Source organism: Pseudomonas sp. RG1, from assembly GCF_025910115.1.
Taxonomy (GTDB): Bacteria; Pseudomonadota; Gammaproteobacteria; order Pseudomonadales; family Pseudomonadaceae; genus Aquipseudomonas; species Aquipseudomonas atacamensis.
Map to the genome: position 1 here is coordinate 1 of NZ_JAPCIK010000054.1, position 14,537 is coordinate 14,537.

General features: G+C 60.7%; 11 protein-coding genes. 3 read left to right on the forward strand and 8 right to left on the reverse strand.

What is annotated here, in order from left to right:
• Positions 1 to 52: 52 nt before the first annotated feature.
• The 7 genes from purU to OK411_RS25825 all read right to left on the reverse strand — a co-directional run bounded on the left by purU (position 53) and on the right by OK411_RS25825 (position 8,706).
• A complete protein-coding gene (gene purU, locus OK411_RS25795) occupies positions 53 to 910 on the reverse strand; it encodes a formyltetrahydrofolate deformylase (protein WP_039757644.1) in 858 nt (285 codons plus the stop codon).
• 189 nt (positions 911 to 1,099) lie between these two features.
• On the reverse strand, positions 1,100 to 1,732 hold the full coding sequence (locus tag OK411_RS25800) for a sarcosine oxidase subunit gamma (RefSeq protein ID WP_016772832.1): 633 nt from the start codon (positions 1,730 to 1,732) through the stop codon (positions 1,100 to 1,102).
• A 129-nt stretch (positions 1,733 to 1,861) separates the two neighbouring features.
• A complete protein-coding gene (locus tag OK411_RS25805) occupies positions 1,862 to 4,879 on the reverse strand; it encodes a sarcosine oxidase subunit alpha (RefSeq protein ID WP_264365872.1) in 3,018 nt (1,005 codons plus the stop codon).
• On the reverse strand, positions 4,876 to 5,205 hold the full coding sequence (locus tag OK411_RS25810; protein ID WP_041476749.1) for a sarcosine oxidase subunit delta: 330 nt from the start codon (positions 5,203 to 5,205) through the stop codon (positions 4,876 to 4,878). Before OK411_RS25810 ends, OK411_RS25805 begins: the two co-directional genes overlap by 4 nt.
• 14 nt (positions 5,206 to 5,219) lie before the next feature.
• The gene (locus tag OK411_RS25815) at positions 5,220 to 6,470 is read right to left on the reverse strand and encodes a sarcosine oxidase subunit beta (RefSeq protein ID WP_016772829.1); all 1,251 of its coding nucleotides are present in this window, start codon (positions 6,468 to 6,470) and stop codon (positions 5,220 to 5,222) included.
• 21 nt (positions 6,471 to 6,491) lie between these two features.
• Positions 6,492 to 7,745, reverse strand: coding sequence for a serine hydroxymethyltransferase (gene glyA / locus OK411_RS25820; protein ID WP_130928936.1), 1,254 nt, complete (start codon positions 7,743 to 7,745; stop codon positions 6,492 to 6,494).
• Between the two features lie 250 nt (positions 7,746 to 7,995).
• The gene (locus OK411_RS25825; protein ID WP_264365873.1) at positions 7,996 to 8,706 is read right to left on the reverse strand and encodes a conjugal transfer protein TraX; all 711 of its coding nucleotides are present in this window, start codon (positions 8,704 to 8,706) and stop codon (positions 7,996 to 7,998) included.
• Between the two features lie 126 nt (positions 8,707 to 8,832).
• On the opposite strand from OK411_RS25825, the gene OK411_RS25830 reads away from it, so the two are divergent.
• On the forward strand, positions 8,833 to 9,873 hold the full coding sequence (locus OK411_RS25830) for a low specificity L-threonine aldolase (protein ID WP_264365874.1): 1,041 nt from the start codon (positions 8,833 to 8,835) through the stop codon (positions 9,871 to 9,873).
• A 470-nt stretch (positions 9,874 to 10,343) separates the two neighbouring features.
• Positions 10,344 to 10,877, forward strand: coding sequence for an REP-associated tyrosine transposase (locus OK411_RS25835; protein ID WP_136493082.1), 534 nt, complete (start codon positions 10,344 to 10,346; stop codon positions 10,875 to 10,877).
• 63 nt (positions 10,878 to 10,940) lie between these two features.
• Here OK411_RS25835 and gbcB read toward each other — a convergent pair whose 3' ends face one another.
• Positions 10,941 to 12,041 (reverse strand): glycine-betaine demethylase subunit GbcB, encoded by a 1,101-nt coding sequence (gbcB, locus tag OK411_RS25840; protein ID WP_016772824.1) that lies wholly within the window; start codon positions 12,039 to 12,041, stop codon positions 10,941 to 10,943.
• A 295-nt stretch (positions 12,042 to 12,336) separates the two neighbouring features.
• Between gbcB and gbcA the strand changes: the two genes are divergently transcribed.
• The gene (gbcA, locus tag OK411_RS25845; RefSeq protein ID WP_122748161.1) at positions 12,337 to 13,632 is read left to right on the forward strand and encodes a glycine-betaine demethylase subunit GbcA; all 1,296 of its coding nucleotides are present in this window, start codon (positions 12,337 to 12,339) and stop codon (positions 13,630 to 13,632) included.
• Positions 13,633 to 14,537 lie beyond the last annotated feature (905 nt).

The window sequence follows — 14,537 nt, forward strand, 5'->3', positions numbered from 1 at the left end:
CCCACATTGGAATGCATACCCCTGTGGGAGCGAGCCTGCTCGCGAAAGCGATCTAGAGAACGACGGTTCTGTTGGCGTTCAGGAACACCCTTCTTTCGATGTGATACCCGACCGCCCGCGCCAAGGTCAGGCCTTCGATATCCCGGCCCTTGGCAATCAGGTCCTCGGGATAATGACTGTGATCCACCGCCTCAACGCCCTGGGCGATGATCGGCCCTTCATCGAGATCGTTGTTGATGTAATGCGCCGTCGCGCCCACCAGTTTCACGCCCTTGTTGTAGGCCTGGTGATACGGCTTGGCGCCCTTGAAGCCCGGCAGCAGGGAGTGATGAATGTTGATCGCCTTGCCGTCGAGCTTGCGGCACAGCTCCGGCGACAGCACCTGCATGTAGCGGGCGAGGATCACCAGTTCGGCACCGGCCTCTTCGATCACCTGCCAGACCTGACGCTCCTGCGCCGGTTTGTCATTGGGGTCGAGAGGGAAATGGTAGTAGGGAATCTGGTGCCAGTCGGCCAACGGCTTGAGATCCGGATGGTTGGACACCACCGCGGCCACGTCCATCGACAACTGGCCGATGCGCTGGCGGTAGAGCAAGTCGTTGAGGCAGTGATCGGCCTTGGAAACCATGATCACCACTTTCGGCCGGTAGTTGGGCGCGGTCAGCTCGAAGAGCATGCCGAACGCCTGTCCGCGCTCGGCCAAACCTGCGCGGAAAGATTGTTCGTCGAAACCATCAGGCTGACGGAATTCCACGCGAATGAAGAAGCGCCCCGAGAGGCGGTCATCGAACGAGTGGTGCTCGGTGACATAACAGCCCTGCTCGAACAGAAAACGCGTGACCGCGTCCACCGTGCCGAGGACGCTGGGGCAGTCGGCGGTCAGAATCCATGTGTCTGGGGCGCGGCTCATATTTTTTCCTCTGATCGTTCCTACGCTCTGCGTGGGAATGCCGCCATGGACGCTCTGCGTCCGCTCTTGGGACGCGGAGCGTCCCGGGATGCATTCCCACGCGGAGCGTGGGAACGATCATCTATCTGCTCCCTTTCCCCTCTCCCCCTTGGGGGAGAGGGCTGGGGTGAGGGGGTAGCTTTTGATCTTTCAGGCCTGAACGCTGAGGCCGTACTCGGCCGAAGCATCCTGCAACCACAACCACCAGTAATCCGAGAAGCTGCGACGGATCAGCAGTTCCCAGGTGTCTTCGGCGGTATGACGAATCATCAGCTGCGATTTGGCGAACACCGTGCCCACCGCTTTGCCGACCGGGAAGTTGTTCGGGTGCACGTCATAGCTGGTGGATTTCATTAGCACCTGGCGCACGTTCGGCCCGCTCAGTTCGAGGATCTGCTGGCCGCCGCTGACGTTGACGATGGCAATGTGCAGATCGCCCAGCGCTTCACGCAGTTTCTGCTCGGCGGCGAATTCTTCGCCGCTTGGCACGATCAGCAGCCACTCGTCCGGGCCCATCCATTGCAGGCTGGTTTCGCCTTTGACGATCACGCTCAGCGCGCCGGGCAATTCAATGCCAAGCGCCTTGTGCACACCGGCCGCGAAGGCTGCATCGTGGCCATCGCCACGAATGGTCAGGTGGCCGAGGAGTTTTTTCTCACGCACGATCACGCCGGCGTTCTTGCGGCCCTTGCCGACCAGGCTGGCGAGGTCGGCATGGTGCAGCGACGACTCGGCACGGGCGCCGGTGGTCGGGCGTTGCTGGTAAACATTGGCTGTGGTCATAAAGCACCTTCTTGTATTGATCGTTCCCACGCTCTGCGTGGGAATGCCGCCATGGACGCTCTGCGTCCGCTCTTGGGACGCGGAGCGTCCCGGGATGCATTCCCACGCGGAGCGTGGGAACGATCAGTGTCAGATGTTCTGCCGCTCACCCTTCGGATCGAAGAACACCGAAGAAACGATTTCCGCCTCGATCACGCTGCCATCGGCCAGCGGTGCGAACACCCGCTCGCCCATGCGCTTGAGACCGCCCTTGACCACGCCCATGGCAAACGAATAACCGAGGGAGTTGTGCGCGTAACTCGAGGTGACGTGGCCGACCATGGTCATCGGGATCGCCTGCTTGGTGTTGAACACCAGTTGCGCGCCTTCCGGCAGCCATTTGGTCGGATCGATCGGCTTGAGACCCACCAATTGTTTGCGCTGATCTTTCACGCAATCTTCACGGTTCATGCCGCGCTGGCCGATCCACGAGAACGGTTTGGTGCGACCGACACACCAGCCCATGTTCAGGTCGTCCGGGGTCATCGAGCCGTCGGTGTCCTGGCCGACGATGATGAAGCCCTTCTCGGCCCGCAGCACGTGCATGGTTTCGGTGCCGTACGGCGTCAGGTTGTACTGCTTGCCGGCCTCGACGATTTTCTCCAGTACGCCCATCGCATAATCGGCCTGCACGTTGACTTCGTACGACAGCTCACCGGTGAACGAGATACGGAACACCCGCGCCGGCACATCGCCGACCAGACCTTCTTTCCAGGTCATGAACGGGAAGGCTTCGTTGCTCAGATCGATGTCGGTCACGGCGCTGAGCAGCTTGCGGCTGTTCGGCCCGGAGAGGGTCATGGTCGCCCAGTGGTCGGTGACCGACGTGAAGTACACCTTCAGTTCCGGCCATTCGGTCTGGTGGTACAGCTCCAGCCACTGCAGTACGCGCGCGGCGCCGCCGGTGGTGGTGGTCATGACGAAATGGTTGTCGGCCAGACACGCGGTCACACCGTCGTCGAAGACCATGCCGTCTTCCTTGCACATCAGACCGTAGCGCGCCTTGCCCACGTCGAGCTTGGTCCAGGCGTTGGTGTACACGCGGTTGAGGAACTCGCGGGCATCCTGGCCTTGGATGTCGATCTTGCCGAGGGTCGAGGCATCGAGCAGGCCGACGCTGTCGCGCACGGCTTTGCATTCGCGCTTGACCGCCGCGTGCAGGTCTTCACCGTTTTTCGGGAAGTACCATGGACGCTTCCACTGACCGACGTCTTCAAACTCGGCGCCGTTCTTCACGTGCCAGGCATGCAGCGCGGTGTAGCGCACCGGTTCGAAGATGTGCCCGCAATGCCGACCGGCCACGGCGCCGAAGGTCACCGGCGTGTAGTTCGGACGGAACATGGTGGTGCCCATCTGCGGGATGGTCACGTTCAGCGACCGGGCGGCAATGGCCAGACCGTTGACGTTGCCGAGCTTGCCCTGATCGGTGCCGAAGCCTAGCGCGGTATAGCGTTTGACGTGCTCGACCGACTCGAAACCTTCGCGGGTCGCCAGTTCGATGCCACCGGCGGTGACGTCGTTCTGGAAGTCGACGAATTGCTTCGGTGCACGCGCCGAGTTTTTCTCGTGCGGCACCTGGAACAGCGCCAGGGTCGGCTCTTCGAGACGGCTCAGGGCTTTCGGCAACACGCCTTCGACGGTCTGGAAACCGGCTTCGGCAGCAGCGCGCACGCCACCTTCAAAACCGTCGGCCAGCGAATCGCCGAGCGCGTAGACGCCATTGATGCCACCGACGCACACGCGCTTCTGCGGTGCTTCGCCCGGTACGAAACCGAGAATGTCTTCACGCCAGACCGGTTTGCCACCGAGGTGCGAAGCCAGGTGAACCACCGGGCTGTAACCGCCGGAGCTGGCAACCAGATCGCAGTCGAGCCATTCGCCCGGACTGGTCACGGCGTGGGCCTTTACGTCAATCGCGGCGACGCGTGCAGCGGTCACGCGCTTGCTGCCACGCACTTCAATGACCGCGCTGCCGGTGAGGATGCGAATGCCTTTGGCGCGCGCTTCTTCGACCAATGCACCGCGCGGATTGCTGCGTGCATCAGCGATCGCTACCACTTGCAGACTGGCATCGAGCCAATCCAGAGCGACGCGATAGGCGTGATCGTTGTTGGTCGACAGCACCAGTTTCTTGCCTGGCGCTACGCCATAACGACGCACGTAAGTCGACACCGCACCGGCGAGCATGTTGCCCGGCACGTCGTTGTTGCCGTAGACCAGCGGACGCTCGTGGGCGCCGGTCGCCAGTACCACACGCTTGGCGCGGACACGGTGGATGCGCTGCCGCACCTGTCCGATCGGCGCGCGGTCACCGAGGTGATCGGTGAGGCGTTCGTGAATGGTCAGGAAGTTGTGGTCGTGGTAACCGTTGACCGTGGCGCGCGGCAACAGCAGCACGTCCGGGGTGTTCTTCAATTCAGCGATGACGCTGGCAACCCATTCCATCGCCGGTTTGCCGTCGAGGCTTTCGCGGGAATCAAGCAGGCTGCCGCCGAACTCTTCCTGCTCATCGGCCAGAATCACACGGGCACCGCTGCGCGCAGCGGCCAGGGCAGCGGCGAGACCGGCCGGGCCGGCACCGACGATCAGCACGTCGCAGTGCTGATTCATGTAGTCGTAGGTGTCCGGATCGTTCTCGGTCGGCGAACGGCCGAGGCCGGCAGCCTTACGGATGTACTTCTCGTAAGTCATCCAGAACGATTGCGGGTACATGAAGGTTTTGTAGTAGAAACCCGGCGGCATCAGCTTGCCGCCGACCTTGCCGAGAATCCCCATCATGTCGTTGTTGACGCTCGGCCAGCCATTGGTGCTGGTGGCGACCAGGCCCTGATACAACGCCTGTTGCGTGGCGCGCACGTTGGGAATCTGCGTGGCTTCGGTAGCACCGATCTGCAGCACCGCGTTCGGCTCTTCGGAACCAGCCGCGAAGATGCCGCGAGGGCGCGAATACTTGAAGCTGCGGCCGATGATGTCGACGCCGTTGGCGATCAGGGCAGCGGCCAGCGAGTCGCCTTCATAGCCTTTGTAGGTCTGGCCGTTGAAGGTGAAGCTCAGCACTTTGTTGCGGTCGATCCGTCCACCGTTGGACAGGCGATTGGTCTGGCTCATACCTTCTCTCCCAGCGCCGTCGTGGCTGTTTTCGCAGCGCCAGCCTTGTCGGTGAATTGCGGCTTCTCGCCGATCTTGTAGCTCTCGAGAATCTCGTAGGTGACGGTATCGCGAGTGACGTTGAAGTACTGGCGGCAACCGGCAACGTGGTCCCACAACTCATGGTGCAGACCGCGCGGGTTATCGCGAAAGAACATGTAGTCGCCCCACTCTTCATCGGTGCAGGCGTTCGGATCCAGCGGACGCGGGATGTGCGCCTGACCGGATGCGTGGAATTCCTCTTCGGAGCGCAGTTCGCCGCAGTGAGGACAGAAGATGTGCAACATAGGGATTTCTCCTGTTAGTGGGCGACGGCAGCAGCGCCGTGTTCGTCGATGAGCGCGCCGTTGTGGAAACGGTCAATGGAAAACGGTGCGGCCAGCGGGTGCATTTCACCCTTGGCCAGACTCGCGGCAAACACGTTGCCCGAGCCGGGTGTAGCCTTGAAGCCACCGGTGCCCCAACCGCAGTTGAAGAACATGTTTGGTACCGGCGTTTTCGAGATGATCGGGCACGCGTCCGGGGTGGTGTCGACGATGCCGCCCCACTGGCGGTTCATGCGTACGCGGGACAACACCGGGAACATCTCGACGATGGCCTGGATGGTGTGTTCGATTACCGGGTACGAACCACGCTGGCCGTAGCCGTTGTAGCCGTCGATACCGGCGCCGATCACCAGGTCGCCCTTGTCGGACTGGCTGATGTAACCGTGCACGGCGTTGGACATGATCACGCTGTCGATAATCGGTTTGATCGGCTCGGACACCAGCGCCTGCAGCGGGTGGGATTCGATCGGCAGGCGGAAACCGGCAAGCTTGGCCATGTGCCCGGAGTTACCGGCCGTCACCACGCCGACGCGTTTGGCGCCGATGAAACCCTTGTTGGTTTCAACGCCGATGCACACGCCGTTTTCCTTGCGGAAACCGATCACTTCGGTCTGCTGGATCAGGTCCACGCCCAAGGCATCGGCGGCACGGGCGAAGCCCCACGCCACGGCATCGTGACGGGCGACGCCGCCGCGACGCTGCACGGTCGCGCCCATGATCGGGTAGCGGGTGTTTTTCGAGCAGTCCAGGTACGGAATCTCGTCCGCAACCTGCTTGGCGTCGAGCAATTCGCCGTCGACGCCGTTGAGGCGGTTGGCACTGACCCGACGCTCGGAATCACGGATGTCCTGCAGGGTGTGGCACAGGTTGTAGACGCCACGCTGGGAGAACATCACGTTGTAGTTGAGATCCTGCGACAGGCCTTCCCACAATTTCATCGCGTGTTCGTAGAGGTGCGCCGACTCGTCCCACAGGTAGTTGGAACGCACGATGGTGGTGTTGCGCGCGGTGTTACCGCCGCCCAGCCAGCCTTTCTCGACCACGGCGACATTGGTGATGCCGTGCTCCTTGGCCAGATAGTAGGCCGTCGCCAGGCCGTGCCCGCCGCCGCCGACGATGACCACGTCGTAGACTTTTTTCGGGGTGGGCGTGCGCCACATGCGCTGCCAGTTCTCGTGGTGGCTGAGCGAGTGTTTGAACAGGCCGAAGCCGGAATAGCGTTGCATAGTCATTACTCCAAAACCGACTCAGCGATAAACCGGGAAGTCTGCGCACAGGGCCGAGACCTGCTGGGCGACATTGGCCTCGACATCGGCGTCGCCGAGGTTGTCGAGGATGTCGCAGATCCAGCCGGCGAGGGTTTCGCACTGGCTGACCTTGAAGCCGCGCGTGGTCACCGCCGGGGTGCCGATGCGCAGGCCCGAGGTCACGAACGGCGACTGCGGGTCGTTCGGCACGGCGTTCTTGTTCACCGTGATGTGCGCGCGGCCCAGCGCGGCGTCGGCGTCCTTGCCGGTCAGGCCCTGACGGATCAGGCTGACCAGGAACAGATGGTTGTCGGTGCCGCCGGAGACCACATCGTAGCCACGCTTGATGAACACGCTGGCCATCGCCTGGGCGTTGTCGATCACTTGTTGCTGATAAGCCTTGAAGCCAGGCTCCAGCGCTTCCTTGAAGCACACCGCTTTACCGGCGATGACGTGCATCAGCGGGCCGCCCTGGGCGCCGGGGAAAACGGCGGCGTTGAGCTTCTTCTCGATCTCTTCGTTGGACTTGGCCAGGATCAACCCACCACGCGGACCGCGCAGGGTCTTGTGCGTGGTGGTGGTGACCACGTCGGCGTACGGCAGCGGATTCGGATACAGGCCAGCAGCGACCAGACCGGCGACGTGCGCCATGTCGACAAACAGCAGCGCACCGACCTTGTCGGCGATCTGACGGAAGCGCGGGAAGTCCAGAGTCTTCGAGTAAGCGGAGAAACCGGCAACGACCATTTTCGGTTTGCACTCGACCGCCAGACGCTCGACTTCGTCGTAGTCGATCAGCCCGGTGTCGGTGTTGATGCCGTACTGCACGGCGTTGTAGAGCTTGCCCGAGGACGACACTTTCGCGCCGTGGGTCAGGTGACCGCCGTGGGCCAGGCTCATGCCGAGGATGGTGTCACCCGGCTGGATCAGCGCCAGGTACACGGCGCTGTTGGCCGAGGAGCCGGAGTGCGGCTGGACGTTGGCATAGTCGGCACCGAACAGTTGCTTGGCGCGTTCGATGGCCAGCGCTTCGACTTTATCCACATGCTCGCAGCCGCCGTAGTAGCGCTTGCCCGGATAGCCTTCGGCGTATTTGTTGGTCAGGCCGCTGCCTTGCGCCTGCATGACGCGCTTGCTGGTGTAGTTCTCCGACGCGATCAGCTCGATGTGATCTTCCTGACGTTGCTCCTCGGCATTCATCGCCGCCAGCAGTGCATCGTCGTAACCCTGGATCTGGTCTTGCTTGCTGAACATCGCGTCTCTCCCAGCGGCATCTGTGCGCCATTCGTCTCGGTAAGGCACTGGCAATGATGGCAGTGCCCTTTGATGCGATGGTATGACCGGCACAGACAGCTCAAATGCCTGCGGACGCCACGCAAAGGTGCGTTTACGACATGGCTGGAAATGACCTTGTGGGAGCTGGCTTGCCAGCGATGGCGGCGGCACATCTGGCATGGATGGTGGCTGAACCACCGCTATCGCTGGCAAGCCAGCTCCCACAGGGTTAAGCGGCGAGCTGGCGGATAAGTAGCAGCAGGAGGAAATGCGCGGGATACAGCGCATACGCCCAGCGCCGCATCGGTGGTGGCTGCAGATGTCGCCCATGTCGCAACAAGAACATTCCCAGCATCGGCGCAAACAGACATGTCGCCAGGCCGAGAATCGCCACGCTGTTGCCGAAACGCGCCGATTCGAGCAGCACCTGCCATTGGTTCGCCGCCAGACACACCAGCCCCGGCAACGGGCTGAAATACCAGGGTCGGCGGAACACCAGCAGCATCGCCAACGGCAACAATACGCCGAAGAAACCGAACATCAGTCGTTCTGAAAAAACCGCCGCAACCACCAGCGCGGCCAGTGCGAGCAATCGCGCCACCAATGCTGAATCCTGCCAGCCACGCGCCACCAGCAAGCCCAGCGCCAGCGTCGGCATCACGTTGAACGTGTCAGGGTTGGGGATATAAAAGCGATAAGGGACTTCGCTGATTGCACTGAACAGCAACAGCCAGCCCAGATAGCGCCATTCCATCTTGCGCGAACCCTCCCGAGCCAGATTCGCCGCCATCGCCAGGCAAAACCATGGAAACGCCAATCGCCCGGGCACATACAACCAATCGGCGGAGAAGCCGACATATCGCAGGTGATCGAGCAACATGCTCAGCAACGCCAGCCATTTGAGCAGATCCAGGGCGCCGTCGCGTTGGCTCAGGTGCATAATCGGCCCATAAACTGGTAATTTTCCCCACCCGACATCGCATGTGCTCCCCGGAAGATCTTCGGTAAAGTGCGCATCCTCATTGACCACGAGCCTTCACAAGAGTCTCGATTACGGAAGCCGGCCATGACCGACAAGAGCCAACAATTCGCCAGCGACAACTATTCCGGTATCTGCCCGGAAGCCTGGGCTGCCATGGAACAGGCCAACCACGGCCACCAGCGCGCTTACGGCGACGATGAATGGACCGCCCGCGCGGCGGATCATTTCCGCAAACTGTTCGAAACCGACTGCGAAGTGTTCTTCGCCTTCAACGGCACCGCCGCCAACTCGCTGGCCCTGTCGTCGCTGTGCCAGAGTTACCACAGCGTGATCTGCTCGGAAACCGCCCACGTCGAAACCGACGAATGCGGCGCTCCGGAATTCTTCTCCAATGGCTCCAAGCTGCTGATCGCCGGCACTGAAAATGGCAAGATCACCCCGCAATCGATCCGCGAAGTCGCGCTCAAGCGTCAGGACATCCACTACCCGAAACCGCGCGTGGTGACCCTGACTCAAGCCACTGAAGTCGGCAGCGTCTATACCCCGGAAGAAGTCCGCGCCATCAGCGCAACCTGCAAGGAGCTGGGCCTGCATCTGCACATGGACGGCGCGCGGTTCTCCAACGCCTGCGCATTCCTCGGCTGCTCGCCCGCCGACCTGACCTGGAAAGCCGGCGTCGACGTGCTGTGCTTCGGCGGCACGAAAAACGGCATGGCGGTGGGTGAAGCGATCCTGTTCTTCAACCACAAACTGGCCGAAGACTTCGACTACCGCTGCAAGCAGGCCGGGCAACTGGCGTCGAAAATGCGCTTTTTGTCGGCACCGTGGGTCGGCATTCTGGAAAACGACGCTTGGCTCAAATACGCCCGCCACGCCAACCACTGCGCGCAACTGCTGGCAGAACTGGTCAGCGACATTCCCGGCGTCGAACTGATGTTCCCGGTGCAGGCCAACGGCGTGTTCCTGCAACTCTCGGAGCCGGCCATCGCTGCGTTGACTGCAAAGAACTGGCGCTTCTACACCTTCATCGGCAAGGGCGGCGCACGTTTCATGTGCTCCTGGGACACCGACGAAGAGCGCGTACGCGAACTGGCGCGCGATATTCGCGAGGTCATGTCGCCCTGATTCCCACCGCATTGATCGTCCCCACGCGCAGCAAAGGAATGCCTCCCGGGACGCTCCGCGTTCCAGCTTCACCCTTGGCGACAGGCTGAAAACCGCTATGACGCAGAGCGTCAGTGGCTGCATTCCCACGCAGAGCGTGGGAACGATCTTTATCTCCACATCTGCCCCACCCTGATCGTTCCCACGCTCCGCGTGGGAATGCCTCCAGGGACGCTCCGCGTTCCAGCTTCACCCTTGGCGACAAGCTGAAAACCGCTATGACGCAGAGCGTCAGTGGCTGCATTCCCACGCAGAGCGTGGGAACGATCTTCGGTCGGGAATGACTTTTCCCACTGTAGTTGCAGACGTCTCTTCTAGCACGTTCCCTACTCCGGCCTCACCCTGATCGTTCCCACGCTCTGCGTGGTAACGCATCCCGGGACGCTCCGCGTTCCATCTCATTCGCACCGCAAGATTCAAGGAAGAATCCCATGGGCCGCAGCCGCTACACGATTACCGAAACCGACAAACCGCATTTCCTGACCTGCACCGTAATGGAGTGGTTGCCGTTATTCATTCGCCCGTACATCGTTGAGCACCTGCTCAACTGCTGGCGATATCAACAGGCTCATCATGACTTGAAGCTATACGGCTACGTGATTCTGGAAAACCACCTGCACTTCGTCGCCCAAGCACCCGATCTGAGCAAATGCCTCAGCCAGTTCAAGTCCTTCACCGCGCGACAAATCATCAATGACTTGCAAACAAAAGGCGCCGACAAAGCCTTGCAGCGCCTGCGCTTCAGCAAACGCGCGCATAAGCAGGACCGGGTGTATCAACTGTGGCAAGAAGGCACGCACGCGGAAATGGTCTACAGCGAATCTGTGATGCGCCAGAAACTTGAATACATCCACAACAACCCGGTGAAACGCGGATATGTGGATTTACCGGAGCATTGGCGTTATTCGAGTGCCAGGGACTACGCGGGAATCGAGGGTATGATCGAGGTTCAGCGCTGGTATTGAAATGGGACGCGGAGCGTCCCGGGCGGCATTCCCACGCGGAGCGTGGGAACGATCATAAAAGCCTCAGAACTCAATCCGCACATCCCCCTTCGGCACGCTGCAGCACGACAAGATAAACCCTTCCGCCTCATCGTCCTCGGTAATCCCGCCGTTGTGCTCCATCTCCACTTCGCCGCCCAGTTTCATCACCTTGCATGTCCCGCAAATGCCCATGCCGCAGGCCTTAGGGATCATCAGGCCGAGTTTGGCGGCTGCCGCGTGGACGGTTTCGCCCGGGCCGACGCGGATGCTCTTGCCGGACGCGGTGAATTCGACCTGGTGCAGATCCGCGGCGTCGATTTCCGGCGCATCGGCGGCTTGTTCGGCCTGTTCCACCGCGTCGGCGCGGGCCTCGGGTGGCGTGGCGCCGAAGGATTCTTCGTGGTAGCGCGACATGTCGTAGCCGGCCGCTTCCAGCAGGCGTTTGACCGCAGTCATGTATGGCGTCGGGCCGCAGCAGAACACTTCGCGTTCGAGGAAGTCCGGAACCATAAGTTCGAGCATCTTGTGGTTCAGGTAACCGCGATAACCGGCCCATGGCTCACCGAGGCCGTGTTTTTCGCAGATCAGGTGCAGGCTGAAGTTGTCGATCCGCGACGCCATGTGCTCGAGTTCGCGGTGGTAAATGATGTCTTTCGGCGACCGCGCGCTGTGCACGAAAGTCATGTCGACGTTGGCGTTGGTGTCGTAGAACCAGCGCGCCATCGACATGCACGGGGTGATGCCGACGCCACCGCTCAGATACAGGACCTTCGGGCTCGGGAAGTCGATCGCGTTGAACAGCCCGACCGGGCCGTGCACCGCCAGCTCCTGACCTTCATGCAAAGTGTCGTGCAACCAGTTCGAGACCTTGCCGCCCGGCACGCGTTTGATCGTCACCGAAAAGCTGTACGGCACCGACGGCGAGCTGGAAATCGTGTACGAGCGCATGATCGGCTGGCCTTCGATTTCCAGCTCCAGGGTGACGAACTGCCCCGGCTTGAAGAAGAACAGGATCGGCTGGTCGGCCATAAAGCAGAAGGTGCGCACATCCCAGGTTTCCTGGATGACTTTGACGCAACGGACAATGTGTCGGCCATTGGCCCAGGTCTGGGTGGTGACCGGATTCAGGAAGCTGTTGGACATGCTGTTCTCCACGGCCGACTGTCGGCCTCTTGTCGGCGATTCTGCGTATAGCGCAGACCGCGCGTTTACCTATCCGCGACATTGACATACTTATCGCGACCAGCCCTTGAACACCGGGGCTTGCGCGTCGGGAACAGATTGCGCCATGTCGCGCATGGATAAGGTTCCCCCCAGCGCCGGCCCCACACTCGCCCAACACAAGACGACTTCTTTACACCTTGCGTAGCAACCGTTTTGCAGCACACCTGATCAGCCACTTTCGCCGGCCACGCAGAGGGCCATGAGGATTACATCGATGGACGTCACCGCAAAAATCAGCCTGGGCGATCCGCTGGAACCCGCACGCAAGGCCACCGCACAAATGCTTCAGGAGCGCGAGCGCACTTTTTCGCTGCCACAGCCGTTCTACAGCGATGAACGTCTGTTCGATATCGATATGCAGGAGATCTTCCAGAAGGAATGGTTGATCGCCGGCATGACCTGCGAGATCCCGGCCAAGGGCAACTATCTGACCCTGCAGGTCGGCAAGAACCCGATCATCGTCATTCGCGGCGCCGAGGGCGTGGTGCACGCGTTCCACAACGTCTGCCGTCACCGTGGCTCGCGCCTGTGCACCAGTGATAAAGGCAAAGTCGCCAAACTGGTCTGCCATTACCACCAGTGGACTTACGAACTGGACGGTCGCCTGCTGTTCGCCGGCACCGAGATGGGCGCCGACTTCGACATGAAGCAATACGGCCTGAAACCGGTGAACGTGAAAACCGCTGGCGGCTACATCTTCATCAGCCTGGCGGAGAACCCGCCGGCCATCGATGACTTCCTGTCGACGCTCAACCATTACATGGAACCGTACGACATGGAGAACACCAAGGTGGCGATTACCACCACCTTGATGGAGAAAGCCAACTGGAAACTGGTGCTGGAAAACAACCGCGAGTGCTACCACTGCAACGCGTCGCACCCGGAACTGTTGAAAACCCTGCTGGAGTGGGACGACGTCACCGACCCGCGCGCCGATCAGGCGTTCAAGGATCACGTCGCCGCCTCCGCCGCTGCCTGGGAAGCGGAAAAGATCCCTTACGCCCACGCCAGTTTCGGCTTGCGCAACCGTATCGTGCGCATGCCGCTGCTCAAGGGCACCGTGTCGATGACGCTCGACGGCAAACAGGGCTGCGCCAAACTGATGGGCCGCATCAAGAACCCCGATCTGGGCTCGATGCGCATCCTGCACCTGCCGCACTCGTGGAACCACTGCATGGGCGACCACATCATAGTCTTCACCGTGTGGCCAATCAGTGCCCAGGAAACCATGGTCACCACCAAGTGGCTGGTGCACAAGGATGCGGTGGAAGGTGTCGATTACGACGTCGAGCGCATGCGCCAGGTGTGGGACGCGACCAACGATCAGGACCGCCGTCTGGCTGAGGAAAACCAGCGCGGGATCAACTCCACCGCTTACCAGCCTGGGCCTTACTCCAAAACCTATGAATTCGGCGTGGTCAACTTCGTCGATTGGTACAGCGAGCGCATGTTGAACAACCTCGGGGCCGAGCCTGCGCCTTACCTCAAAGGCGTTCCGGTTCAGGGCTGATCAAGAGCAAAAGATCGCAGCCTGCGGCAGCTCCTACAGGTGGAATGCATTCCCCTGTGGGAGCGAGCTTGCTCGCGAAGGCGTCCTGACCCACGCTACATCTTTCAGTTGATCAATTTCCGACCAATCACCCCCGCCCCCATACCCATCAAGCCCTCCAGCCTTCCGCAAACAAGTTATCCACATACCCGCCCACAGCAAATGGGGGTAACTGCGGATGAGTCAAAAAATATCTTGCTGATTTGCAAAGAAAAACCGTGACTTATTCTGAATCACAGTTTCTGAAAACGATCGGTCGTTTTTTGATCAACGCCATGCAGACCACGTTTTCCAAGGCCTCCAGCGGGTAGCGAACACGTTATCCACAGAAGCGCCAACAGAGATCGGGGACAACTTTCAATCTTCTGTGGAAAACACCTACGGCTGGGGAAAACACCTTCGTCTTAACAGCTCTCGGCGCCCGGGAAGCACATTTGATCAATAATTAATCAAACCCATGTAAGCCCTGCTCCATATGGCCTACAGCTGAGAGCGAACATCTTATCCACAGAAGCGCCAACAGAGATTGGGGGCAACTTGTCGATTTATACGGAGGGAAAAGCCCGAGAAATCCGTGAGTTACGCTGATCGTTTTTTGATCTTATGGCTGGAAGGCTTGAATGGCGTGGGGTACGAGCAAGGGCGAACACGTTATCCACAGCTTGGCCAACAGGGATTGTGGGTAAGCTGTTTGCCCTCTCCCCAGCCCTCTCCCAGAGGGAGAGGGGGTCGACCGCGTCGACTGAAGAGTTTGCATCGACCTGAAACATTGTATTGATCTCAGGCTTGGCCAGACCAAGGCCACCGCCATGTCGCAGGTCGGTGTACTTGGCCAATTCGCCGCGGTAGGTCCCCTCTCCCTCAGG

What these genes read in the sequence shown, in the direction of transcription:
- purU (WP_039757644.1), bottom strand. Translation starts at nt 910, where the DNA reads ATGAGCCGCGCCCCAGACACATGGATTCTGACCGCCGACTGCCCCAGC.
- OK411_RS25800 (WP_016772832.1), bottom strand. Translation starts at nt 1,732, where the DNA reads ATGACCACAGCCAATGTTTACCAGCAACGCCCGACCACCGGCGCCCGT.
- OK411_RS25805 (WP_264365872.1), bottom strand. Translation starts at nt 4,879, where the DNA reads ATGAGCCAGACCAATCGCCTGTCCAACGGTGGACGGATCGACCGCAAC.
- OK411_RS25810 (WP_041476749.1), bottom strand. Translation starts at nt 5,205, where the DNA reads ATGTTGCACATCTTCTGTCCTCACTGCGGCGAACTGCGCTCCGAAGAG.
- OK411_RS25815 (WP_016772829.1), bottom strand. Translation starts at nt 6,470, where the DNA reads ATGCAACGCTATTCCGGCTTCGGCCTGTTCAAACACTCGCTCAGCCAC.
- glyA (WP_130928936.1), bottom strand. Translation starts at nt 7,745, where the DNA reads ATGTTCAGCAAGCAAGACCAGATCCAGGGTTACGACGATGCACTGCTG.
- OK411_RS25825 (WP_264365873.1), bottom strand. Translation starts at nt 8,706, where the DNA reads ATGCACCTGAGCCAACGCGACGGCGCCCTGGATCTGCTCAAATGGCTG.
- OK411_RS25830 (WP_264365874.1), top strand. Translation starts at nt 8,833, where the DNA reads ATGACCGACAAGAGCCAACAATTCGCCAGCGACAACTATTCCGGTATC.
- OK411_RS25835 (WP_136493082.1), top strand. Translation starts at nt 10,344, where the DNA reads ATGGGCCGCAGCCGCTACACGATTACCGAAACCGACAAACCGCATTTC.
- gbcB (WP_016772824.1), bottom strand. Translation starts at nt 12,041, where the DNA reads ATGTCCAACAGCTTCCTGAATCCGGTCACCACCCAGACCTGGGCCAAT.
- gbcA (WP_122748161.1), top strand. Translation starts at nt 12,337, where the DNA reads ATGGACGTCACCGCAAAAATCAGCCTGGGCGATCCGCTGGAACCCGCA.